Annotated in this window: 19 protein-coding genes and 1 pseudogene; 14 read left to right on the top strand and 6 right to left on the bottom strand. The window is 44.7% G+C overall.

What is annotated here, in order from left to right:
• Nucleotides 1-2: 2 nt before the first annotated feature.
• The 5 genes from FNL97_RS09850 to FNL97_RS09830 all read left to right on the top strand — a co-directional run bounded on the left by FNL97_RS09850 (nucleotide 3) and on the right by FNL97_RS09830 (nucleotide 5,285).
• Nucleotides 3-458 (top strand): tripartite tricarboxylate transporter TctB family protein, encoded by a 456-nt coding sequence (locus tag FNL97_RS09850; RefSeq protein ID WP_143415698.1) that lies wholly within the window; start codon nucleotides 3-5, stop codon nucleotides 456-458.
• Nucleotides 459-470: 12 nt separating this feature from the next.
• Nucleotides 471-1,997, top strand: a complete 1,527-nt coding sequence (locus FNL97_RS09845) for a tripartite tricarboxylate transporter permease (RefSeq protein WP_143415697.1) — start codon at nucleotides 471-473, stop codon at nucleotides 1,995-1,997.
• A 66-nt stretch (nucleotides 1,998-2,063) separates the two neighbouring features.
• A complete protein-coding gene (locus FNL97_RS09840; protein WP_143415696.1) occupies nucleotides 2,064-3,692 on the top strand; it encodes an ATP-binding protein in 1,629 nt (542 codons plus the stop codon).
• Nucleotides 3,652-4,350 (top strand): response regulator, encoded by a 699-nt coding sequence (locus tag FNL97_RS09835; protein ID WP_143416312.1) that lies wholly within the window; start codon nucleotides 3,652-3,654, stop codon nucleotides 4,348-4,350. The genes FNL97_RS09840 and FNL97_RS09835 overlap by 41 nt, the downstream gene beginning before the upstream one ends.
• An 11-nt stretch (nucleotides 4,351-4,361) precedes the next feature.
• Nucleotides 4,362-5,285, top strand: a complete 924-nt coding sequence (locus FNL97_RS09830; RefSeq protein WP_143415695.1) for an AEC family transporter — start codon at nucleotides 4,362-4,364, stop codon at nucleotides 5,283-5,285.
• Between the two features lie 42 nt (nucleotides 5,286-5,327).
• Here FNL97_RS09830 and FNL97_RS09825 read toward each other — a convergent pair whose 3' ends face one another.
• On the bottom strand, nucleotides 5,328-6,974 hold the full coding sequence (locus FNL97_RS09825) for an alkaline phosphatase (protein WP_143415694.1): 1,647 nt from the start codon (nucleotides 6,972-6,974) through the stop codon (nucleotides 5,328-5,330).
• Nucleotides 6,975-7,193: 219 nt separating this feature from the next.
• Between FNL97_RS09825 and FNL97_RS09820 the strand changes: the two genes are divergently transcribed.
• The 3 genes from FNL97_RS09820 to FNL97_RS09810 are packed head-to-tail and all read left to right on the top strand — an operon-like array spanning nucleotide 7,194 to nucleotide 11,183.
• A complete protein-coding gene (locus FNL97_RS09820; protein ID WP_062678062.1) occupies nucleotides 7,194-8,207 on the top strand; it encodes a LacI family DNA-binding transcriptional regulator in 1,014 nt (337 codons plus the stop codon).
• Between the two features lie 21 nt (nucleotides 8,208-8,228).
• Nucleotides 8,229-9,773 carry a gluconokinase gene (gntK, locus tag FNL97_RS09815; protein ID WP_143415693.1) on the top strand — a complete coding sequence of 515 codons (1,545 nt, stop codon included), beginning with the start codon at nucleotides 8,229-8,231 and terminating at the stop codon, nucleotides 9,771-9,773.
• A gap of 60 nt (nucleotides 9,774-9,833) precedes the next feature.
• The gene (locus FNL97_RS09810; RefSeq protein WP_143415692.1) at nucleotides 9,834-11,183 is read left to right on the top strand and encodes a GntP family permease; all 1,350 of its coding nucleotides are present in this window, start codon (nucleotides 9,834-9,836) and stop codon (nucleotides 11,181-11,183) included.
• A 47-nt stretch (nucleotides 11,184-11,230) separates the two neighbouring features.
• Here the strand turns inward: FNL97_RS09810 and FNL97_RS09805 are convergent, their stop codons facing one another.
• Nucleotides 11,231-11,707, bottom strand: a complete 477-nt coding sequence (locus FNL97_RS09805; RefSeq protein WP_062678059.1) for a GNAT family N-acetyltransferase — start codon at nucleotides 11,705-11,707, stop codon at nucleotides 11,231-11,233.
• A 511-nt stretch (nucleotides 11,708-12,218) separates the two neighbouring features.
• Here FNL97_RS09805 and FNL97_RS09800 point away from each other — a divergent pair.
• Both FNL97_RS09800 and FNL97_RS09795 read left to right on the top strand, forming a co-directional pair.
• Nucleotides 12,219-13,658 carry an aldehyde dehydrogenase family protein gene (locus FNL97_RS09800; protein WP_143415691.1) on the top strand — a complete coding sequence of 480 codons (1,440 nt, stop codon included), beginning with the start codon at nucleotides 12,219-12,221 and terminating at the stop codon, nucleotides 13,656-13,658.
• A gap of 112 nt (nucleotides 13,659-13,770) precedes the next feature.
• On the top strand, nucleotides 13,771-14,535 hold the full coding sequence (locus tag FNL97_RS09795; RefSeq protein ID WP_143415690.1) for an enoyl-CoA hydratase: 765 nt from the start codon (nucleotides 13,771-13,773) through the stop codon (nucleotides 14,533-14,535).
• Between the two features lie 224 nt (nucleotides 14,536-14,759).
• On the opposite strand, the gene FNL97_RS09790 is transcribed toward FNL97_RS09795, so the two are convergent.
• Nucleotides 14,760-15,323: a Uma2 family endonuclease gene (locus FNL97_RS09790; protein WP_143415689.1), complete on the bottom strand. Its 564-nt coding sequence runs from the start codon at nucleotides 15,321-15,323 to the stop codon at nucleotides 14,760-14,762.
• A 410-nt stretch (nucleotides 15,324-15,733) separates the two neighbouring features.
• Here FNL97_RS09790 and FNL97_RS09785 point away from each other — a divergent pair, with 410 nt between their 5' ends.
• Nucleotides 15,734-16,783 (top strand): nitronate monooxygenase, encoded by a 1,050-nt coding sequence (locus FNL97_RS09785; RefSeq protein WP_143415688.1) that lies wholly within the window; start codon nucleotides 15,734-15,736, stop codon nucleotides 16,781-16,783.
• Between the two features lie 57 nt (nucleotides 16,784-16,840).
• Here the strand turns inward: FNL97_RS09785 and FNL97_RS09780 are convergent, their stop codons facing one another.
• Complete coding sequence (locus tag FNL97_RS09780; protein WP_143415687.1) at nucleotides 16,841-18,550, bottom strand: sigma-54 interaction domain-containing protein; 1,710 nt, start codon at nucleotides 18,548-18,550, stop codon at nucleotides 16,841-16,843.
• 231 nt (nucleotides 18,551-18,781) lie between these two features.
• Between FNL97_RS09780 and FNL97_RS09775 the strand changes: the two genes are divergently transcribed.
• The 3 genes and pseudogenes from FNL97_RS09775 to FNL97_RS09765 all read left to right on the top strand — a co-directional run bounded on the left by FNL97_RS09775 (nucleotide 18,782) and on the right by FNL97_RS09765 (nucleotide 22,281).
• Entirely contained in the window at nucleotides 18,782-20,215 is a 1,434-nt protein-coding gene (locus tag FNL97_RS09775) for an aldehyde dehydrogenase family protein (protein WP_061579253.1), read from the top strand.
• A gap of 19 nt (nucleotides 20,216-20,234) precedes the next feature.
• Nucleotides 20,235-21,083: an AhlS family quorum-quenching N-acyl homoserine lactonase gene (ahlS, locus tag FNL97_RS09770; protein WP_015863763.1), complete on the top strand. Its 849-nt coding sequence runs from the start codon at nucleotides 20,235-20,237 to the stop codon at nucleotides 21,081-21,083.
• Nucleotides 21,084-21,098: 15 nt separating this feature from the next.
• Nucleotides 21,099-22,281 (top strand): annotated as a pseudogene (locus FNL97_RS09765) (iron-containing alcohol dehydrogenase).
• A 166-nt stretch (nucleotides 22,282-22,447) separates the two neighbouring features.
• Here FNL97_RS09765 and ykzB read toward each other — a convergent pair.
• Nucleotides 22,448-22,585 (bottom strand): protein YkzB, encoded by a 138-nt coding sequence (gene ykzB / locus FNL97_RS18010; RefSeq protein ID WP_162839692.1) that lies wholly within the window; start codon nucleotides 22,583-22,585, stop codon nucleotides 22,448-22,450.
• A complete protein-coding gene (locus FNL97_RS09760) occupies nucleotides 22,566-22,757 on the bottom strand; it encodes a Fur-regulated basic protein FbpA (RefSeq protein ID WP_015863766.1) in 192 nt (63 codons plus the stop codon). Before FNL97_RS09760 ends, ykzB begins: the two co-directional genes overlap by 20 nt.
• Between the last annotated feature and the right edge of the window lie 76 nt (nucleotides 22,758-22,833).

Raw genomic sequence — 22,833 nt, 5'->3', positions numbered from 1 at the left:
GTGTGAGCAAAACGTTTGATCGCATTGCCGCCATCGCCTTTTTAGCTGTTGGAGCTTTGTTTATGGTGGAAAGTCTAAAAATCTCAAAAAGCGCTTATGGAAGTGCAGTCGGCCCGAACGTGTTTCCGTTTTTGTTAGGGCTTGTTCTTGCGATGTTAAGCATCAAATTGTTGCTAGAGACGATGCGATACACAGATTCAAGCAAAGAAAGGCAGCCATTGCAGTATAAAAAGTTTTTCATCATTTTGCTTGCCGCCATTTTATATGCCGCCTTATTAGAAACTATTGGTTATGTGATTACGACTTTTTTATTCCTAGTCGTCGGGTTTCAAACAATGGAAAAAGGAACTTTGTGGAAATCGGTAGTGATTGCTGCTTGTTTTTCACTTGGGGTATACGGGTTATACGTTAAACTGTTGCAAGGAACATTGCCGAGTTGGCCGATTTGGTTTCAATAAAGGGGAGAGAGTATGAGTGCACTGACATTTTTAATCGATGGCTTTCAAACAGCAATGCAGCCGCATAACTTATTGTTCGCCTTTCTTGGCGTGCTCATTGGGACGGCGGTAGGAGTGCTACCAGGGATTGGCCCGATGAGCGGGGTAGCGCTGTTAATCCCGGTAACGGCTTCGATGACGTCCGGGCTTGACCCAGCTCAAGCGGCGACCAGTTCGATTATTTTGCTTGCCGGTGTCTATTACGGGGCGATGTACGGCGGTTCGACGACATCGATTTTGTTGAATACACCTGGGGAGTCTTCCTCTGTCGTCACCACATTGGACGGTTATCAAATGGCCAAGCAAGGGAGAGCGGGATCAGCGTTAGCAATTGCGGCAATCGGTTCGTTTGTCGCTGGCATTGTTTCCTTAATTGCCCTCGTGTTGTTGGCGGAGCCGCTTTCCAATGTAGCATTGAAATTTGGGCCAGCGGAATATTTTTCACTAATGCTTCTCGGATTGGCCGCTGTCAGTGGGTTGGCAGGAAATTCGATGACAAAAGCGTGGATGATGACCGTTTTCGGCTTGCTGCTTTCGACCATCGGTCTTGATAATGTGTCAGGTGTGGCGCGATTTACGTATAACATTTCTTTTCTATATGGGGGCTTGGAATTTTTAACAGTTGCGGTCGGTTTGTTTGCCTTAGGCGAAGTATTCAAAGCGATTCTTCATAAGGAGAAAAATGACGGAGAAATCGCAAAAATCGGCCGTGTCCTTCCGTCGAAAGCGGAGCTGAAAGAAAGCGCGGGTCCGATTGCGCGCGGTTCGCTGCTCGGATTTTTCGTCGGAGTATTGCCGGGAGCGGGGGCGACGCTCGCCTCGTTTTTCTCCTATATCATGGAAAAGAAAATAAGCAAAACACCTGAAAAATTCGGAAAGGGAACGATTGCTGGCGTGGCGGCGCCGGAATCTGCGAATAATGCCGCCTCGGGAGGGGCAATGATTCCACTGTTGACGCTTGGAATTCCCGGTTCGGGAACGACCGCGATTTTAATGGGGGCGTTAATTATGTATAACGTCCAGCCCGGTCCGCTGCTCTTTGATGAACACCCGGATGTAGCATGGGGATTAATCGCCAGCATGTTTATCGGCAATGTGATGCTGCTGATTTTAAACATGCCGCTCATCAAAATATTTGCGAAAATTATTGAAACGCCGCCTAAATATTTGCTGCCGCTTATTATTGCGATTTCTGTATTTGGTGTTTACGCGGTGCAAGTGACGACGTTTGATGTCTTTTTATTAATCGCATTTGGTGTATTAGGCTATCTGCTGGCAGAACATGACTTTCCGCTGGCGCCACTTGTATTAGGGCTTGTGCTTGGCCCGATGATTGAAAATAATATGCGAAGAGCGCTTACGGCTTCAAACGGAGACTTTATGGTATTTTTCGAAAAACCAATCTCGCTTGTTTTGCTTATCATTGCGTTTTTATGGATCGTCGTGCCATTTGTCATGAAACTAAAAGGGAAATCGGTTATTGTCAGCGAAGATATGTAAGAGAAGAGAAAGACTATTGCCTTTCGGCGGATAGTCTTTCTCTATTTTCCGTTAAGGAGAGATAGCATGAAGCTACAAACGCGGCTCATTATCATTATTTGTTCCTTGCTTTTATTTGTCATCGTTTTTCTTTCCTTTTTGTTTCAGCACATGTTTGCCGCCACGCTAAAAGAACAGATCGGAATGCGCGCGCTGAACGTAGCGGAAACGGTTGCTGCTACGCCGCTAGTCAGGGATGCTTTTAGGCAGCCGGACCCGCACCGACAAATTCAGCCGTTCGCAGAAATGATTCGCCGCAAAACCGGTGCGGAGTATGTCGTGGTTGGAAATAGACAAGGAATTCGTTATGCACATCCGCTTCCAGACCGGATTGGAAAGAAGATGGTGGGAGGAGATAATGACGAAGTGCTCGAAGGAAAAGCGATTATTTCGGAAGCGGTCGGTTCGCTCGGTCCGGCGATACGCGGAAAAGCGCCGATTTTCGATGAGAAAGGGAATGTCATCGGCATTGTATCGGTAGGGTTTTTGCTTGAAGATATTGAGGACATCGTTTGGTCATATAATGCAAAAATTTTTTTCTTTTCTATCCTTGCGCTATTGTTGGGGGTTATTGGAGCAGTTGCCATTGCAAAAGCGGTGAAAAAATCGATTCACGGATTAGAACCAAAAGAAATTGGGATGTTATACCAGGAGAAACAGGCAATTTTGGAAGCGATTCGTGAGGGAATTATTGCGGTGAATCGGGAAGGAATCATTACGATGGTCAACAAAACGGCGATGGAGTTGTTGGGATATAAAAAGGAGTATGACGTGCTAGGAAAATATATTTTACATATTATTCCTTATTCCAGATTGCTAGAAGTGATTCGAACGGGGAAAGCGGAATATGATGATGAGACAATATTAGGAGGGGAAACGGTGATTGCCAATCGCATTCCGATTGTCGATAAAAAAGGAAATGTCATCGGGGCGGTATCGACATTTCGCAATAAGTCGGAACTATATCGTTTGACGAAGGAGCTTTCCCAACTAAAAAGCTACGCTGACGCGCTGCGGGCGCAAACGCATGAGTTTTCCAACAAATTGTATGTCATTTCCGGACTCATTCAGCTGGAATCATATGAAGAGGCGTTAGAACTCATTTCTAAAGAAACCAATCTTCATCAGGACATCGTTCGTTTTGTGATGAAAGAAATCCCTGATCCTGTTATTGGAGGGCTGTTCATCGGCAAATTTAACCGCGCAAATGAATTAAAGATTCAGTTTGAAATTGACCGGCAAAGCAGCTTTAAAGATATTCCAAAGCATTTGGATCGCGATCACCTTTTGACTATTATCGGCAATATTGTGGATAACGCAATGGAAGCGGTATTGCACAACGGATGCGAAGAAAAGAGAGTGACCGTATTTTTAACTGATCTTGGCGACGATTTGATCATTGAAGTGGAAGATAACGGACCAGGAATTCAAGCGGAAATAGCCGATCAAATATTTGAACGAGGTTTTTCGACGAAAGCGGCCGCCCATCGCGGCTATGGCCTGGATTTGGTGAAAAAATCGCTGACGGTGCTTGGCGGTCATATTACTTATCAATCGGAACAGGGAAAAGGAACTGTCTTTACGATCATCATTCCAAAACAACGGAGGGTTGATGATGGCTCGCAATATTCAAGTGCTCATTGTCGAAGACGATAAACGTATTGCCGAGATTAACCGCCGTTTTGTCGAAAAGGTGGAAGGCTATGAAGTGATCGGAATCGCCACTAACGAGCAGGAAGGAAAAGAACTGGTGGAAGTGTTGCAGCCGGATTTAGTCTTGCTCGATATATATTTTCCGGATATGAATGGACTCGCATTTTTAAAATGGATTCGTGTGCATTTTACTAATATAGATATTATTATGATCACTGCGGCAAGAGAAATTGACACCCTGAAGCAAGCGATGCATGGAGGGGTGTTTGACTATATTATCAAACCGATTATGCTCGACCGGTTTACCGAAACGCTGGTGAGATATAAAGAATACTATCATAAAATGCACGAACTGATGAAAGAAAAAGAATTAATCGGACAAGAGGACATCGATCAGCTAATCCGCCGCGAACAGACTACAAGCGACATGGATACCTCATTGCCGAAGGGAATCCAGCCGCTGACATTAGAGAAAGTGCTAGCGGTGGTAAAGCAGTGTAAAGACGGCATTACGGCGGAAGAAGTAGGCAAACGTATCGGCGCAAGCCGGACGACATCGCGGCGCTATTTAGAATATCTTGTTTCGATTTCCCAAGTGACGGCCGATATTTCGTATGGCTCGGTGGGAAGGCCGGAACGAATTTATAAGCTAAAACGATAGGAGGAGGGGAAGTGGATATTTTTCTTCTTATTTTACTCCATGTGATACTGCCATTATTTTTTCTTGTCGGCCTTGGGGCGCTTTTGCATCGCATTTTCCATTTTGACATGAATACCTTGTCCAAATTAAATGTCTATGTGCTACTACCGGCTGTTGGGTTTACAAATATTTATGAAAGTAACATGAACGGCGATGTTCTGTTGGGCGTACTCGCGTTTTTACTGCTGCAAAATGGAGTGCTAATCGCCATTAGCAAAGTCATGGCAAAATTCATGAAGCTGGACCGTAGTTTAGCGGCAACGTTTCAAAATACAATCGTTCTTAATAATTCCGGTAATTTCGGCATTCCAGTAAGCCAGCTTGTATTTCACCAGCAGCCGTTAGGGCTGTCGATTCAAATTGTTGTAACAATTTTTCAGAATTTCCTTACGAATACATATGGCGTGTTTAATTTTTTATCTGCTAGCGAAAAGAAAGGAAAAGTGACGGCAGAATTTTTGAAAAACCCGATTATCTATGCATTATTGCTTGGATTGCTTTTTCGGTCGTTGCATATTCCGGTTCCATCGTTTATTTGGAATCCTCTTCAAAATGTCGCCAATGCATTTTTGGCCATTGCTTTACTGACGCTGGGAGCGCAAGTGGCTTATATTAATTTGAGACAGCTGCCGCCGTTGTTGTATCTTAGCGTGTTCAGCCGTCTGTTTCTTTCACCGGCGGTTGCCGCTGTGATTATTTTTGCGCTGCATCTTGAGGGAGTGACCGCACAAGCTTTATTCATCGCAAGTTCGTATCCTTGTTCGAGAAACACCGCGCTTTATGCACTCGAATACGGCCACCATCCGGATTATGCCGCCCAAGCGGTATTTGTGTCAACGCTGCTTAGTTCAGTGACGGTGACGATGATCGTGTATCTTTCCAAGATTTTATTCTAAAAATCAAAAGGCGCGAATGATTGTTTCGCGCCTTTTGATATACTATCGAATTTGTTGAAAGAGCTTGATCGCATGTTTTGGAACCCAAAACTGGTCCGCGCTGTAAACGACAAGTCCTTCTAATTCATACGTTTTGTTTCCAACGGTCATGATGTTTTTGTTCACAGGGAGTTTCGCCGTCGTATCTCCTTTTTTTACGATTAAGACAGGATTTTTCGCGTCCGTTTGGTCAATCGCTACGGCTGCCCCTATTGCTTCGAATTCTTTTTTGGCGTTGACAAATAACCGTTTATTTAAATCTTTCAAGTCAAAGCCCATCGCTTTTGCCATGATGCGGGCTAAATCCGTATTTTCAAAGGTGCCAATTGGACGATTCGGACCGTAAGCATAGAGAAATACATCTTCCCCCGTATGTCCGCCTGTTGTAAATCCGAGATTGGCACGCGCGGCAAGCAATTCCGAGAATGTTTTGCGAAGATTCATCGATTCGCTTAATCTTTTCTTCTCTTCGGCTGTTAATGAATCTAATCCGTATAAACGGGCAACTTCTTCTAGGTTTGATTTGTCTGCCTTTAATTGGCTCATTGCTCCGTCTAATGTCATTTTCGCTTTTTTCAGCGGGTCGATATATGCGGAAACAGGGGTTTCAGGATATGATTGATCGGTGTTGCGATTTCCGATTGTAATACCGCTGTTGCCATGGTCTGTCACAGCAATTACAAGCGTGTCGTTGCGTTTTTTTGCAAAAGCAAGCGCTTCTTCGACTGCTTTGTCAAAGGCTAACACTTCACTGATAATGCCGACAGGATCATTGGCGTGAGCCGCCCAATCCGGCTGACTTCCTTCCACAAATAGGAAAAATCCATCTTTATCTTTTGACAGTGTATCGATCGCTTTTTTCGTCATTTCCGCTAGCGTTGGTTCATTAGGTCTTGTATATGGCCGGTTCATATCTTGCGCAAGCGCGTCATCGGCAAACACGCCCCAAATTTTGTTGGATTTTGAACGAAGCAGCTCTTCGCGTGTTTCTACGACATCATAACCTTTTTTCTTAATGACTTCTAGCATGTTTTCATTGTCTTTTCGGTTGTTTTTTCCGTTCCCTGGAAGTAACGCTTCTTTTCCGCCGCCTAAGACGACTTCTATATTTTGATATACTTGTTGTTCAGCGATGTCTGGAAACATGTTTCGATGTGGAACATGTGCGGAGAAACCTGCTGGTGTCGCATGTTGAATGGCGGCTGTTGCAATAATCCCTGTTGATTTTCCCAGCAATTCGGCTCCTTCGAGTACATTGGCTACCGGCTTGAGCGCTTGTTCTTTCGAAATTGGCTGTAATCCAGGCGAATTGACAACACTTGGGAGAACCCCGATATACTTATCATTTGATTTAAATCCGGTAGCCAACGCTGTTGCCGCTGGGGCTGAATCGGTAATCGCCGATTCCGCTGAGTACGTGCGGACAGCGCCGCTTGCCATTTCGTCTAAAGCGAGCGGTTCTCCTTTGTACCATCTTGCTAATGTTGTAGCTCCGGCGCTTGTCCCATCCATCACCATCATAATGACATTTTTAATCGGCTCTGGTTTTTTCTCTTTTTTTGCATCCTCACGTGCAGCGAAAGCAAAAGAGCCAGCTGTGAGGGATCCGATTAACGCAAAACTGATAATTTTCTGCCCAATATTTTTCAATTTTGCTTCCTCCTTACAATAATTATGTACTTATTATGATCATAAAATTGATTTGTTAACTTATTTTTTAAATAATGTAAATATTTCGTTAAATATGTTTATTTTTTCTTTTAAAATATAGTTGTAAAACGTTTTCAATTTGTTTTATAATTCTACTAAACCGGTTTATGAAAACGTTTCTAAATACTAAATCGATTTAGTAATGAAAGAGGGATCCCCTTGAAGAAAGTAACGATGGCCGACGTTGCGAAGTTAGCCAATGTTTCGAAAAGCACCGTATCGCAATATTTAAATAAACGTTATGAATATATGAGCGAAGAAACGAGAAAACGAATTGCTCGAGCAATTGAAGAGCTAGGATATCAACCGAATATTATTGCTCGCAGCTTAAAACAGAAAACAACAATGACAATCGGAGTCATTGTCTTCAATATTTTGCACATGCTTACAACGCAGGTGCTGCATGCCATTGAGGAAGCATGTCAAGAGCGCGGCTTTCATGTCATTGTCTGCAATTCCGATGACGACCCGGAAAAAGAGAAAAAATATATTGAGATGTTGCTCGCGAAACAAGTCGATGGCTTGATCGTTTTCCCAACAGGAAAAAATGCCGATATATATCAAAAAATGGTCAAAGAGCGATTTCCGCTCGTGTTTGTGGACCGGATGGTTCCGGGGATTGAAGCGGATGCGATCTTGCTTGATAATAAAAAAGCTGCCGCATTAGCGGTCGAATATTTTGCTGACCGTGGCTACCAACGCATCGGAGTCGTTGCTCCTCCGCTTGTTTCCCATGTCATTCCAAGGGTGGAGCGCATTGAAGGATTCCGGCAAGCGTTAGTGGAAAAAGGGCTTCCAGTTGTTGATGATTATTTTATCACAATGAAAATCCCATCTATTCAGAATGGATTAGCGAAATTATTTGCTTCTGGTCGTCCTCCGGAAGCGTTGTTTGCGATTAATGACTTAACGTTGATGGAAGTTTTATATTTTATTAAAGATAATCATATTAAAGTTCCTGATGAACTGGCCATCATTAGCATTGACGATGTTCCGTTTGCCCATGTCTATACACCGACGCTGACGACAATCGCACAACCGACGTTTGCGATGGGAAAAAAAGCGGCAGAGCGCTTGTTTCTGCAGATCACAAAAGAAAAAAAGCATCAACCGCAAATTTTTCGCTTTCCGCCTACGTTTATCGAACGAGGATCGGTAAAAGAAAAAACGTAATAGGAAAGAGAGGGAATCAACATGAAAGAAGGACAACCAATTGTGATTGGCGTCGATATCGGAACGACGAGCACAAAAGCGGTAGCGTTTGGAGAACAGGGGCGAGTGCTTGCCTCCCATGCGATTGATTATCCGATTGTACAGCCGCATCCAGGCTGGGCGGAACAAGATCCAGAGGAGATTTTCTCGGCTGTTGTCCAAACTGTAAACGCTGTCATGTCGAAGTTGAATATTGCTTCTAATCAGGTGAAAGCGATCGGATTTAGCGCGGCGATGCATTCTTTAATGGCGCTTGATGCCTCAGGACGCCCGCTTACCCGCTGCATCATCTGGGCGGATAATCGCAGTGTTGAACAGGCAGATCGTCTTTTGAATGAAATGAATGGATTGGATATTTATAAGCGGACAGGAACGCCGATTCATCCGATGTCCCCGCTTCCGAAATTGCTTTGGCTAAAAGAAGAACAGCCGGATTTATTTCGTCAAGCACATAAATTTGTGTCCATGAAAGAATATGTGTTGTACCGATTGTACGGTCAATACGTTGTCGACTATTCGATCGCTTCAGCAACGGGGCTGTTTCGTTTAGATACGCTTGACTGGGATGCGGATGTTCTCGAGTTTCTCGGTATCACAAGAGCGCAGTTGTCAAGCTTAGTACCAACGACACACATATTGCGAGGGATGAAAAAAGAATGGGCGCAGCAAATGGGCTTGGATCCGGACGTACCTGTCGTTGTCGGGGCTAGTGACGGGGTGCTGGCCAACGTTGGTGTCGGGGCGATTTTACCAGGGGAAGCGGCGATTACGATCGGAACGAGCGGTGCGGTGCGTACGATTTCTTCTGTTCAGAAAACAGATGAAAAAGGGAGAACGTTTTGTTATGCGCTGACACCAAACCATTGGGTCGTTGGCGGGCCGACGAATAATGGCGGTATTTTGCTAAGATGGCTCCGTGATGAATTTGGCGGCCAGGAACGTGAAGTGGCGAAAAAGCTCGGCATTGATCCGTATGATTTGCTTACAAAATATGCGGAACGGGTTCCGGCAGGTTCGGAAGGGCTTTTGTTTCTGCCATTTTTATCCGGTGAAAGGGCGCCGTACTGGAATGCGAACGCAAGAGGGACATTTTTCGGCATCAGTCTTCATCACAAGCGGGAACATTTTATTCGCGCGGTGATGGAAGGTGTGTGCATGAGCGTCTTTTCTGTTGCCTTGGCGATTCGTGATGTTACAGGACCGCTGTCGGAAATCCGCGTATCGGGCGGGTTTGCGAAATCCCCGTTTTGGCGGCAAATGCTTGCCGATATGATGGGAAAAGAGCTGCTTGTCCCAGAGACGCACGAAGCTTCCGCGTTAGGAGCCGCAGCGCTTGCTCTGTATGCGCTTGGCGACATTCCATCACTAGATACGGTGAAAACTTGGATTCAAATTACATCACGCCATGTGCCAAATCAAGAAAATACCCTTATTTATTCAGAACTGTTTGATATGTATATGCGGTTATACGATCGATTAAAAGATGAATTTGATGTTATTGCTTCGTTTCAACGGAAGAATTCATAGTTATGCATCATTACTAAATCGGTTTAGTTCACATCAAGAACAACAGAGGGGGAAACAAACATGGGAATTGCTATTGTCATTGCAGCGATTGTTGTATTGCTGTTATTGATTACGGTTGCGAAAATGCATCCGTTTGTCGCCTTAATTTTAACGTCCGTTGGTGTCGGGCTTGCGATGGGCATGCCGCTGATCGCTCCTTCTCCGGAGACCCCGGGTATTATCGATTCGATTAAAACCGGTCTTGGAAATACGCTTGGCTTTTTAGCGATTGTTTTGGCGCTCGGGACGATGCTTGGAAAAATGATGGCAGAGTCCGGAGGTGCGGAACGAATCGCGAAAACATTGATTGATCGTTTTGGGAAAAAACGCGTCCATTGGGCAATGATGGTCGTAGCATTTTTAGTAGGTATTCCGGTATTTTTCCAAGTAGGGTTCGTGCTATTAATTCCGCTTGTATTTACGATTGCAATGGAGACGGGGATTTCGCTCGTGACGATTGGAATTCCGCTTGTTGCCGGATTGTCGGTTGTGCATGGGCTTGTGCCGCCTCATCCAGCTGCGATGGCCGCAGTCGGTATATTTAAAGCAGATGTTGGAATGACGATTCTTTACTCGATTATTGTCGGGCTGCCGACAGCGATTATCGCCGGCCCGCTCTTTGGAAAATGGATTGGGTCGCGCATGCATAAAAAAGTGCCGGCAGAAATTGCCGAACAGCTTGTACAGCATAAAGAAACGAAAGATTTGCCTGGCTTCGGAAACACATTATTCACCATTTTACTTCCTGTTATTTTGATGTTAATCGCTTCCGTTGCCAATGTAACGTTGGATCAAACGTCACAAGCGTCTAAAGTGTTGCGCTTTATCGGAGATCCGATCGTCGCGCTGTTAATCGCAACGATTTATTCATTCTTCAGCCTTGGGTATGCGCGCGGATTCAACCGCGATAAAGTGTTGAAGTTTGCCAATGACTGCCTTGGTCCTGTCGCCAATATTTTGCTTGTCATCGGCGCCGGCGGAGCGTTTAACAAAGTGCTCCTTGACTCGGGCATTGGCGAGCAAATCGCCGATGTAGCGAAGCATTCCCATCTGTCTCCGCTTCTATTAGGATGGGGGATTGCCGCGCTTATCCGGATCGCGACAGGTTCTGCGACGGTATCGATGATGACTGCAGCCGGCATTGTCGCCCCAATTGCCGCCAGCATGCCTGGTGTGAACACAGAATTGCTCGTATTAGCGACGGGAGCTGGATCTCTCATTCTATCACATGTCAATGACTCGGGCTTCTGGATGATTAAAGAGTATTTCGGCATGACCGTCAAAGAAACGTTGATGACATGGACCGTGATGGAGACGATTATTTCTGTAGCGGCATTTATTTTCATTCTATTGTTAAACATGATTGTTTAATAAAATTTCAACGTCCTCGCTTATATCGGCAAAGCGGGGACGTTTATTTATAACTGTTTTATTAGCAAAAGCTCATCGCGGATCGGAATGCCATCTGAGCTAACGAGCGGAATGCTCGGTTTCATTTGTCTTGCTTTTTCCACGGCATTTGGGAAGACTTTGACAATCTGGTAACCTCGTTTTTGATAAAAGCGCAATGCGTGTAAATTATCGTTCGTTGTGATTAAGCGGATCGTGCTACATCCATGCTGCGCGGCGAATGTTTCTACTTGTTTCAAAAGAGCGCTGCCGATTCCGTGGTTTTCGATTACGCTGTCTAGCGAAACAATCTCGCATTCCTCACCACGGATGACAAAGGTGATTAGCCCCGCTATTTCTCCATTGCCTTGGACCGCGGCGAACCCGTCCAGCTCGCTGCAATCATACACTCCCGTCGAAACGACCATTTGCAGACTTCCCCAATGGGTGATAAAAAATTGCTGTACGGTTGAGCGGTCTAGAAGATGGGTAGGGATAATGTTCATGCTCCTGACACTCCTTGCTATGATTGGTATTAATTTTATCATACAAGAAACAAGGCCTCTTTGTCTGCTTATGTCTCGGATAGGGAGGATTGTCTGGATATGAGTTGTCACAATGCTTGAAGCAAGAGCCTAGTGCGAACAAAAATATTTGCGAACGTGTTTTTTCCTATAATTAATATAAGGGCGACGCACCATTTCATAGGAATGCATGTTCTGTTTTCATATGAAAGAGCTATTAGGTATAACGCAAAGACGTGTCAGCAACATCGCAAGACATATTGTTGCTGTGCACAAGCCATTGAAGAACTTGAGAAGGATTCCAAAATAAAATGCCGAATAAAGAATTAACAGTTGCGTGTCAACAGCGAAAAGTGCGCAGTGTCTGCTTGCAAACTTTTTTACTATTATTTATTGCCCGGCAGTTGGAGGTGTAGAGAAAACGATTAGCCAAATTAGCGTCATGTTGTGTAAGAAATAGGAGATTAAAAACAGGAAGAAAGGAAGGGAAACGATGAAAACAACGGTGGATAAAAAGAAACTCTATATTAATGGTGAATGGGTGGAAGCAAAATCGTATACCACATTAACATCTCCTTATTCGGGTGAAGCGTTGGCAGAAATTCCTGTGGCGACGGAAGAGGAAGTCGAACAGGCAATTTCCGCAGCGTATGAAGCGAGAAAAGAAATGGCCAGCATGCCGGCATACAAACGGGCGGAGATTTTGGAAAAAGTGGTCGCAGAGCTGCAAGAGCGAGCGGAAGAAGCGGCGCGGATCATTGCGCTCGAAGCGGCAAAACCGATTACGACGGCAAAAGGAGAAATAGCGCGTACGATTCAAACGTATAAATTTGCCGCGGAAGAAGCAAAACGAATTCACGGGGAAACGATTCCGCTTGATGCGGCGCCGGGCGGGGAAAATCGCGTTGCGTTCACTGTCAGAGAACCGATTGGGGTCATCGGTGCGATTACGCCGTTTAACTTTCCGATGAACCTTGTTGCGCATAAACTTGGGCCAGCGTTTGCTTCCGGCAATACGGTCGTGTTAAAACCGGCAAGCCAAACGCCGCTTTCTGCCTACTTTATCGCGGAACTATTTGAAAACGCAGGGCTTCCAAAAGGAGCATTAAACGTCGTAACGGGAAGCGGCAAAACCGTTGGCGATAAAATTGTGACAGACCCGCGCATCAGCATGATCACCTTTACCGGCAGCCCGGAAGTGGGAATCGGCATTCGCAATAAAGCGGGGTTAAAGCGGGTAACACTCGAACTTGGCTCCAATTCCGCGGTCATTGTCGATGAACAAGTGGACATCGATCGAATAATTCCACGTTGCGTCTTTGGTGCATTTTCGTTCCAAGGGCAAGTATGCATTTCGCTTCAGCGCATTTACGTGCATGAAAAGCGGTATGAGGAGTTTGTCGAAAAATTTATCGCTGCGGCGAAACAATTGAAAGTGGGCGACCCATTGGATCCAAACACCGATGTTTCGGCATTAATTACGCCAAAAGACGTCGAGAGGGCATTGGAATGGATCGAGGAGGCTAAACAAGGCGGAGCGACCGTTGCGCTTGGTGGCGAACGGGATGGAAACATCTTGCTTCCAACGGTGATTTTAGACGCAAAACCAACGATGAAAGTATCGTGCCAGGAAGTATTCGCGCCAATCGTTCTCATTAACGGCGTTCGTTCGATCGAAGAGGCGATTGAGCTCGTCAATGATTCACGCTACGGATTGCAGGCAGGTGTATATACGGATAACGTACATGTCGCATGGGAAGCGGCAGAAAAATTGCATGTCGGCGGTGTACTCATCAACGATATTCCGACCTTCCGTGTCGATCATATGCCATACGGCGGCGTCAAGGAAAGCGGAGTCGGCCGCGAAGGGCTTCGTTATGCAATTGAAGAAATGACGGAATTGAAACTCGTTATTTTCAATCGCAATCGTTAATCATCATCCGTATCACCTTCGATGGTGGTACGGTTTTTTTCTGAAAAAAAGGAATTTTAGGATGCAGTGAGGAATTTAATAAAGGGAAATTGGTCAAACAAGGGGGATGAACATGGAAACAGTAGTACTTTCGTTTTCAGGAAATGTAGCCGTATTGGAACTAAATCGCCCAGATTCGTTAAACGCGATGAATGAGCAAATGCTAAATGAATTACTAGAAGCGCTGCGTGAAATTGAACAAAGCGATGCGTTGATTGTTCTCATTCGCGGAAAAGGGAGAGGATTTTCCGCCGGTGGCGATATTAAAACGATGCTAAGTGTAGATGACCCAGAAAAATTTCCTGAAATTATGAACACCATTCAAGAAGTCATTATGACATTATACAACTTGCCGAAAATCGTCGTTTCCATTGTCCATGGGCCAGCGGCGGGGTTAGGACTAAGTTTTGCTTTGGCAAGCGACTATGTCATCGCGACAAAAGAAGCACGCTTAGCGATGAATTTTATCGGCATTGGCCTCATCCCAGACGGCGGCGGGCATTTTCATTTGGCGAAACGAGTCGGTGAAGTGAAAGCAAAACACATTATTTGGGAAGGAAAGCCAATGAACGCCGAAGAAGCGTACCAGATTGGCATCGTTGACTTTGTTGCCGAAGATGAAAAACAAATCGAACAAAAAATCGCTGAATGGCAAGCAAAACCGCTTCAGGCGATGATCGCCACGAAAACGTTGTACGCCAAGTTGACAAAAGATGAATTGTTAAAAGTGCTTCAGCTTGAAACAGAAGCACAGCAAAAAATGCGGCAAACCGAAGACCATCGCGAAGGCGTCCGCGCATTTTTAGAAAAACGGAAGCCGAAGTTTCAAGGGAAATAATAGGGCTTGCCCTTGTTTAAAATCTTTTAGACAAGGGCTGTTTTCTGTTAAGAACGTCGCTTCATAAAATGATTAATGATGTAGAAGATTCATTGTTTTTTTTGTAAGTATTTGAAAAATTATTGACGGTACGAGGCTATCATTTAGCTAAGAATATATACCTTGCCAGTAATGGAGTTGTTGTATAGGACAGAAAAAACCGGCCAGATGTTAAGGTCGGTTTTTCATTTGAAAAGATCTTCTAAGTTGATTTGAAATCCTTTTAGCACCTCGGATCGAGCTATCCCTTTTTCCTTCAACGCATCCAGCTGTTGATATTGCCCCTCATCATTTAGGGAATAAATTTGAACAATATTTAGCATTGGATTGACGATCCAGTATTCGTTTACGCCATATTGCATATATAAGTTCAGTTTAAAAACGAGATCGTGGGATTGGTTAGAGGGGCTTAATATTTCGATGATGAGTGTTGGAACTCCAACAAATTTATTTTCCATCAATCCGCTTTTATCGCATATAACCGATAAATCAGGGACCACTATTTTCGTTCCTTCCATTTTATCGTTTTTTAGTTCTATGTCAAAAGGTGCGTGGAACACTTCACAATCTTTGCCTTCTAAAAAATTGAATAATTTAACGTGAAGTCTTCCTGAAATTCGTTGATGTTTAGTAGAAGGCGATGGTGACATAAAGACAATGCCGTCAATATATTCTAATATCCTTTCAGTATTTTCTCTCATTTTGTAAAATTCTTCGAGAGAGACAAAATCTTGTTTGGGGAAGCTCACGGCAACATCCTCCCTCTTTTGTTTTCACTTCTTGTTTATATTATAAACGACGATTATTCGTTTTCATTATGTTTCCGGAACTGGCGCTGATTTTTCAAAAATATGGCCGCAAAAACAATTCAGCATACATGGTTGAAACCAATGAAGTCGATCTAAGTTTGGATCACTAGAAAACTGCCGATTTTTTTACATAACTTCCGGAACTGAATCGATGAAGCTAGGGATTGATGGAAAAAGAAACGGCACAAAGCGGTTTTTATTTTCCGGACACATAAGCTCGCTGGGCTGGGAGTCTAGGGTTTGGCCTGTTGCATTAGACGCAACGAAGTTTGATTATTTTTTTGCAGGAATTTTGCGTGCATTTTTGGAAGATTTTATATGAAGCTACTTTATGGAGAAAGGTGAGGGAAATGCTGCATACACTTTCAGTTCCCATTATTCAAGCGCCGATGGCTGGAGGTGTTTCCACTCCAGCGCTGGCTGCGGCGGTATCTGAAGCAGGAGGACTTGGCTTTTTGGCCGGCGGTTATAAAACGGTGGAAGAGATGCGTCAAGAAATTGCTGCGGTTCGGGAGCTGACCGATAAGCCGTTTGGCGTTAACATTTTTGTCCCAAGCGAAGAAGACGTAGACGAGAAAGCGCTGCTTCGTTATCGGCAAGTGTTGGAGAAAGAAGCGGAACGATTCGGTGCACCGCTTGGGGAAGCAAAATGGGATGATGACGATTGGGAAGCGAAACTCTCTGTTTTGTATGAAGAAAAAGTCCCTGTCGTTAGTTTCACATTTGGATGTCCTTCGTCTGATATCATCGCAAAATTGAAAGAAAACGGTTCGTTTGTCGTTGTGACTGTGACATCAACGGAAGAAGCGTTGATCGCCAAACAGGCAGGGGCGAACGCATTATGTGTGCAAGGGCCGGAGGCGGGGGGACATCGAGCGTCATTTCGCAATAACGCCGCTTCCCATGAAAACGCCAGCTTGCTTGTTTTATTGCAACAAATCCGTGAAGTGGTCGATATTCCGTTGATTGCTGCTGGGGGAATTATGCATGGACGCGATATTGCCGCCGTGCTTGCGGCCGGAGCGAGCGCTGCCCAATTGGGCACAGCATTTTTACGCTGCCCGGAAAGCGGGGCGAATCCGTTGCATAAGAACGCGCTCATTGACCCGCAATTTCAAGCAACTGCCGTCACCCGTGCGTTTACAGGACGTCCTGCGCGCGGATTAGTAAATCGTTTCCTGATCGAATATGATAAACTGGCCCCTGCGGCGTATCCGCACATTCATCACATGACAAAGCATCTTCGCAAAGCAGCCGCCCAAGCAAGCGATCCGCAAATGATGTCCTTATGGGCGGGACAAGGATATCGTTTGGCGAAAGATATGCCAGCTGGGGAGCTTGTGAGGTTGTTGATGAAAGAGGTTAAGGAAGTGGTAGAGGGGATGAATAGATTGTTATGATGATTTATATGGATACAATTTAACATTTTTCCCGAGAAGCGACAACGCGCCGGTGCATTAGCACCGGCGCAACGTTTTTTCATCTTTCTTCCACTTTTTAAGTTTTTTCACGAGTGTGGAATGATCGATTCCTAATTGTTTCGCTGCTTTACGCAGCGATGTATGTTTTCCAATTGCTTCTTGGATGAGGCGTCTTTCAAACTGTTCGACGCGTTCTTTGAGCGTGAGAGGGGGCGTATCTGTCGTTTGGTCATAAATGTGCAATGGAAGGTCGTGAGGTTCGATGAGTTGGGATGGGATGGAAACGACCATATTTTCCATAAGGTTTTTCAGCTCCCTTACATTTCCCGGCCAGTGGTAACGCTGCAAAATCTCTTTTGTTTTAGGGGATAAATGTTTATCGATGCGGTAGAGCTTGCAATAAAACGAAAAGTAATGGTCAAGCAACGGCTCGATATCTTCAGGGCGTTCGGCTAATGGAGGAATATACATTTCAATGACCTGTAGCCGATAATATAAATCTTCACGAAATTTTCCTTGCGAAATAAGCTCTTTCAAATTTTGGTTTGTTGCGGCGATAATACGCACATCTAGTTTTTTTGTTTTATGGCTTCCGATTCGTTGAACTTGTTTTTCTTGCAATACTCTCAGCAGCTTTACTTGCAAGGATAATGGCATTTCCCCGATTTCATCAAGCATAATGGTTCCTTTGTCTGCTAGTTCCAGCAGGCCGATTTTTCCGTCTTGTCGCGCTCCTGTAAATGCTCCCTTTTCATAACCGAATAATTCGGATTCAAGTAATGGTTCTGGTATAGCTCCACAGTTTACTTTAATAAATGGTTTATTTTTTCGCGGACTTAGATGATGAATCAAGTTAGCGATGACTTCTTTCCCTACGCCAGATGGACCGGTTAGTAAAACAGTAGTAGGGTAAGGAGCAATTTGTTCGACTTTATCAAAAAGATGTTTCATAGACGGGCTGCGAAAGACGATTTGTTCCTTTGAGCCATCGACGGAAAAAGTATAGCGGTGTTGGCTCATTTCCGAGAAACTTTTTGCTTTTTCTAATTCTGCTTTCATTTGGATGAGATGAGAGATGTCCCGAACGCTTGTCACGACCATTTCAATATCTCCCTGCTCGTTGAAAACAGGGTTTCCAGTGACAATGACATCTTTTTTTCCACCTATTTTTTGCAAAATGGAAATTCGTTTTTTTTGTTGTAAAACGAGAAGAGAAACGGATTGATCAAAATATCCCTTTTTCACTAGATCATACATATGCTTCCCGACAAGCTCTTCTCGACGGAAACCTGTAATGGCTTCATAAGCAGAGTTTACCATTGTCGTTATACCGTTTTGGTCGACAACATAAATGCCATCTGTAGAAAATTCAATAATTGTTTCCATTTGCTTAAAAAGAGTATGGTAGTGTTCCATTTGCGATGTATCTTCGAGGACACCGATCGCTCCAATTAGTTCGCCATTTCGGTACAACGGAGTTCGATTGACGAGACATTGGCGTCCCGCGATGTTCATCTTTACTCCAATCGAACTTGTTCCGTTCTCTAACACATGAGGAAGCTGAGTAGTTGGAATAAGATCTCGAATATCTTTTCCTTCCCAATTTTCGTTTTCTATCTGGAGAAGTTTTTTGGCAGAAGCGTTGATTAATAAAATTTTCCCGTTTCGATCTACAACAATGACCCCGTTATGGATAGAGAAAAAAATGCTCTCCCATATATGCGGATCGATGATTGTTTGTTTCATACAGAGGACCTCCTTATTTTTTTGTTAATGGTGAAAAAATTCAACATGTAGTGAAAAAAATCACTACTAATCCTATTCGATGTTTTTTCAAGCTTTTCCTTTTTTACGGTGATTTTTTTCACCATATTTATTGTTTATATGTTAAAAAATTATTTATTTTATGGATATATTAAGTCTTGGCACGGTATTTGCATTATTATTGAATGAACAAAAACAAAGGAGGGGGAGCGAATGAGCGAAGAAACGAAAGGGTTATTTATTGATGGAAAGTGGGTGAAAAAGCAAAGAACGTATGAATTGCGCGCCCCTTATGATGGGCAATTGTTAGCGCGCATCAGCATGGCTGACACAGACGATGTAAAGAAAGCGATTTCCGGGGCGCAGCGGGCTTTTCAAACGATGAAGAACCTACCTGCTTATCAACGTTCGGAAATTTTATTTCGGGTTGTGCAGTTATTGAAAGAGCGCAAGGAAGAGATGGCACAAATTGTCGCCAAGGAAGCAGGAAAACCGATTCGCGCCGCACGGGGAGAGATGGAGAGAACGATCACAACATACCAATTTGCGGCGGAAGAGGCAAAACGGATTTATGGGGAAACGATTCCAATGGATGCCGCTCCCGGTGGAGAAGGCAGGATAGGAATGACATGGCGTGAACCATTGGGAGTTGTCGTGGCGATTACCCCTTTCAATTTTCCTTTTAATCTAGTTGCCCATAAACTTGGCCCGGCTTTTGCCGCAGGGAATACAGTAGTATTAAAGCCGGCGGAACAAACCCCTTTAAGCGCGCTAGTGATCGCTGAAATTTTTCAAGAAGCAGGCCTTCCGGATGGGGCGTTGCAAGTCATCACGGGAAGCGGTAGGGAACTTAGCGATGCTTTGTTAACGGATGAACGGGTGAAAAAAATTACGTTTACCGGAAGCGCGTCAGTCGGAAAACTGATTAAGCAGAAAGCAGGATTAAGAAAAGTGACGCTCGAACTTGGTTCGAACGCGGCGTTAATTGTCGAACCGGATGTTGTGCTGGACAAAGTCATTCCGCGATGTGTGGAAGGAGCGTTTTCTTACGCCGGCCAAGTGTGTATTTCGCTTCAGCGCGTTTATGTACATGAAACGATTTACGAAGAATTTTGCAAACGCTTTATTGAACGGGCCAAACAGCTCAAAGTCGGCGATCCTTTAGATGAAGACACGGACATTAGCGCAATGATTCACCAAAGAGAGGCGGAGCGCATTGAATCATGGGTGGAAGAAGCGGTTCAATCCGGAGCGAGAATTGGATTAGGCGGCGTACGCAACGGATCAGTGTATTCACCGACGGTGTTGCTTGACGTAAAGCGGGACATGGCCGTCTCGTGCCGGGAAGTTTTTGCACCGGTTGTGTCGATCGTTCCGTATCGAGAATTACAAGAGGCGATTGAAATGGTCAATGATTCGGTATACGGACTGAATATCGGAATTTATACAACGAATATCCAGCACGCTTTATATGCAGCGCGGCACATTGAGTCTGGCGCCGTGATCGTCAATGATATCCCTACGTTCCGCGTTGACCATATGCCGTATGGGGGAGTAAAAGAAAGCGGTTACGGACGTGAAGGGATTAAATATGCTGTCCAAGAAATGACGGAACTAAAATTGGTTTCGATAAAAACAGATTTTTAAAAGGGGAGTGGAAAGGTTTATGTCCAACATGATAAAACAGCGTCCAAAGCTTTATGTAATGGATAACGGAAGAATGAGAATGGATAAAAACTGGATGATTGCTATGCATAATCCAGCAACGATTCATAACCCGAATGCGCAAACGGAGTTTGTGGAGTTTCCGATTTATACAGTTTTAATTGATCATCCAGAAGGAAAAATCTTGTTTGATACAGCTTGTAATCCAAATTCGATGGGACCTCAAGGGAGATGGGCGGAAGCGACTCAACAAATGTTTCCGTGGACGGCAAGCGAAGAATGCTATCTTCACAATCGGCTAGAGCAGTTAAAAGTAAGACCGGAAGATATTAAATATGTCGTTGCTTCGCATTTACATTTGGATCACGCGGGATGCCTAGAAATGTTTACAAACGCGACGATCATTGTACATGAAGACGAATTCAATGGCGCTCTTCAATGTTATGCTCGTAACCAAAAGGAAGGCGCATATATTTGGGCCGACATTGATGCATGGATTAAAAATAACCTTCAATGGCGCACAGTGAAACGTCATGAAGATAATATTATTCTCGCTGAGGGGGTCAAAATTTTAAACTTTGGAAGCGGCCATGCGTGGGGAATGCTTGGATTGCATGTGGAGCTTCCAGAGACGGGCGGGATCATTCTCGCTTCGGATGCGATTTATACGGCGGAAAGCTACGGGCCGCCAATTAAGCCGCCAGGCATTATTTATGACTCCCTTGGTTATATGAATACGGTCGAACGAATTCGGAGAATTGCACGGGAAACGAACTCGCAAGTATGGTTCGGCCATGATTCCGAGCAATTCAAAAAGTTCCGCAAATCTACGGAAGGCTATTACGAGTAAGAAAGGAGAAGTGAAATGAGTGTTTCGCGAATTGTATTTACATCGCTGAACTATGTCGGCTGGGGGGGCATTGGATAACTTGCTTCCGGAAGTGGAGAGGTTTTCTCCGCAGAAAATATTAGTCGTAACAGATCCAGCGTTAGAGAAAATCGGCCTTGTTCAGCGTGTGACCAATCCGCTTGTGGAACGTGGATATGATGTTGAAATTTATACGGATGTAGTGCCGGAACCGCGGCTGGAGACGGGAGAGAAATTAGTTTCCTTTACGAGGGAAGGAAAATTTGACCTTGTGATTGGCGTGGGCGGCGGAAGCGCGATGGACTTGGCGAAATTAGCGGCGGTGCTGGCCGTGCATGAAGGAAAAGTAGCCGATTACCTCAATTTGACGGGAACGAGAAAAGTCGAGGAAAAGGGCTTGCCGAAAATATTAATTCCGACTACATCAGGGACAGGATCCGAAGTGACAAACATCTCGGTGCTCTCTTTAGATACGACAAAAGATGTGGTGACACATGATTATTTATTAGCGGATGTAGCGATTGTCGACCCGCAATTAACCGTTTCCGTTCCGCCGCGCGTTACGGCCGCGACAGGAATTGATGCACTGACCCATGCGGTCGAAGCGTATGTATCCGTCAATGCGAGCCCGACGTCAGACGGGTTGGCGCTGCAGGCCATACGTTTGATTGCGCGGTCATTGCGGAAAGCGGTGGAAAACGGGACGGACAAGCAGGCGCGGATCGATATGAGCAATGGCAGTTATTTAGCGGGGTTGGCATTTTTCAATGCGGGTGTTGCAGGAGTTCATGCGCTTGCTTATCCGTTAGGGGGGCAGTTTCATATTCCGCACGGCGAATCGAACGCCGTATTGCTTCCGTATGTGATGGGATATATCCGCAAAAGCTGCACGAAACGGATGGCTGATATTTTAAATGCGCTAGGGGGAAACTCGAGCTTTCTTTCCGAAGAGGAAGCTTCCTACCGGTGCGTCGAAGAGCTGGAACGGATCGTCCGTGATGTCGGCATCCCGAGAACGCTTGGCGGATTTAACATCCCAGAGAGTGCATTGGAAAGCTTAACGAAAGATGCCGCTCAGCAGAAACGACTGCTTGCACGTAGTCCGCTTCCGCTGTTAGAGGACGATATACGGACGATTTACCAATCCGCTTTTCAGGGTGTGGTAACGGAACCGAAATAATAGGGTGCGTTTGGATTTGCGTAAATACATGAGTATTCCACGCTTGTGAGCAGGCAAAGAAAATTTTCTGCTCTATTTGGCGATTCGAATTGAGAAAAAATAACTTGCTTGATATCGTTAAGCGGCGAAGGGAAGCAGACAGCTTCCCTTCGCTCTTATTCGAGCGTCATATGCGGTTTTGTATGAAACGCAGCACTTCATAAGCGCGCTCACCGATTAATTGAATCAGCTGCTCAAACATCGCGTCGCGCTGCAAATCAAGTTCTACGATCCGTCTGGCCAGTTCAAGAGCTTTTGGATCCATGTTCATTCCCCCGTTTCTTCATTCGTATCCCGTACTGTTCATATTCGCGCCGCAATTCACTCACCGTCCATTGTTTTAGTGCAGCAGAGTCGTGAAACAAGCCAGTTTGCAACAGCTTATCAATATAAAATCGCTTTTGTTTCGTAATTGCTGCTCGCATCAGTTTTCCCATCTTTTTCCCTCCGCGTATTTATTTCTTTTAATATACGATATTTTTCTTCATATTACATTAATTTTGTTAAGCCACT

Source organism: Geobacillus sp. E263 (genome assembly GCF_007197795.1).
Taxonomy (GTDB): domain Bacteria; phylum Bacillota; class Bacilli; order Bacillales; family Anoxybacillaceae; genus Parageobacillus_B; species Parageobacillus_B toebii.
This window is presented reverse-complemented; position numbering and strand designations above follow the sequence as displayed.

Excerpts from the sequence above, each read along its gene's own strand:
- FNL97_RS09845 (WP_143415697.1), top strand. The coding sequence starts at position 471 with ATGAGTGCACTGACATTTTTAATCGATGGCTTTCAAACAGCAATGCAG.
- FNL97_RS09840 (WP_143415696.1), top strand. The coding sequence starts at position 2,064 with ATGAAGCTACAAACGCGGCTCATTATCATTATTTGTTCCTTGCTTTTA.
- FNL97_RS09795 (WP_143415690.1), top strand. The coding sequence starts at position 13,771 with ATGGAAACAGTAGTACTTTCGTTTTCAGGAAATGTAGCCGTATTGGAA.
- FNL97_RS09775 (WP_061579253.1), top strand. The coding sequence starts at position 18,782 with ATGAGCGAAGAAACGAAAGGGTTATTTATTGATGGAAAGTGGGTGAAA.
- FNL97_RS09785 (WP_143415688.1), top strand. The coding sequence starts at position 15,734 with ATGCTGCATACACTTTCAGTTCCCATTATTCAAGCGCCGATGGCTGGA.
- FNL97_RS09810 (WP_143415692.1), top strand. The coding sequence starts at position 9,834 with ATGGGAATTGCTATTGTCATTGCAGCGATTGTTGTATTGCTGTTATTG.
- FNL97_RS09835 (WP_143416312.1), top strand. The coding sequence starts at position 3,652 with ATGGCTCGCAATATTCAAGTGCTCATTGTCGAAGACGATAAACGTATT.
- FNL97_RS09800 (WP_143415691.1), top strand. The coding sequence starts at position 12,219 with ATGAAAACAACGGTGGATAAAAAGAAACTCTATATTAATGGTGAATGG.
- FNL97_RS09780 (WP_143415687.1), bottom strand. The coding sequence starts at position 18,550 with ATGAAACAAACAATCATCGATCCGCATATATGGGAGAGCATTTTTTTC.
- ykzB (WP_162839692.1), bottom strand. The coding sequence starts at position 22,585 with ATGGATCCAAAAGCTCTTGAACTGGCCAGACGGATCGTAGAACTTGAT.
- ahlS (WP_015863763.1), top strand. The coding sequence starts at position 20,235 with ATGTCCAACATGATAAAACAGCGTCCAAAGCTTTATGTAATGGATAAC.
- FNL97_RS09805 (WP_062678059.1), bottom strand. The coding sequence starts at position 11,707 with ATGAACATTATCCCTACCCATCTTCTAGACCGCTCAACCGTACAGCAA.
- FNL97_RS09760 (WP_015863766.1), bottom strand. The coding sequence starts at position 22,757 with ATGGGAAAACTGATGCGAGCAGCAATTACGAAACAAAAGCGATTTTAT.
- gntK (WP_143415693.1), top strand. The coding sequence starts at position 8,229 with ATGAAAGAAGGACAACCAATTGTGATTGGCGTCGATATCGGAACGACG.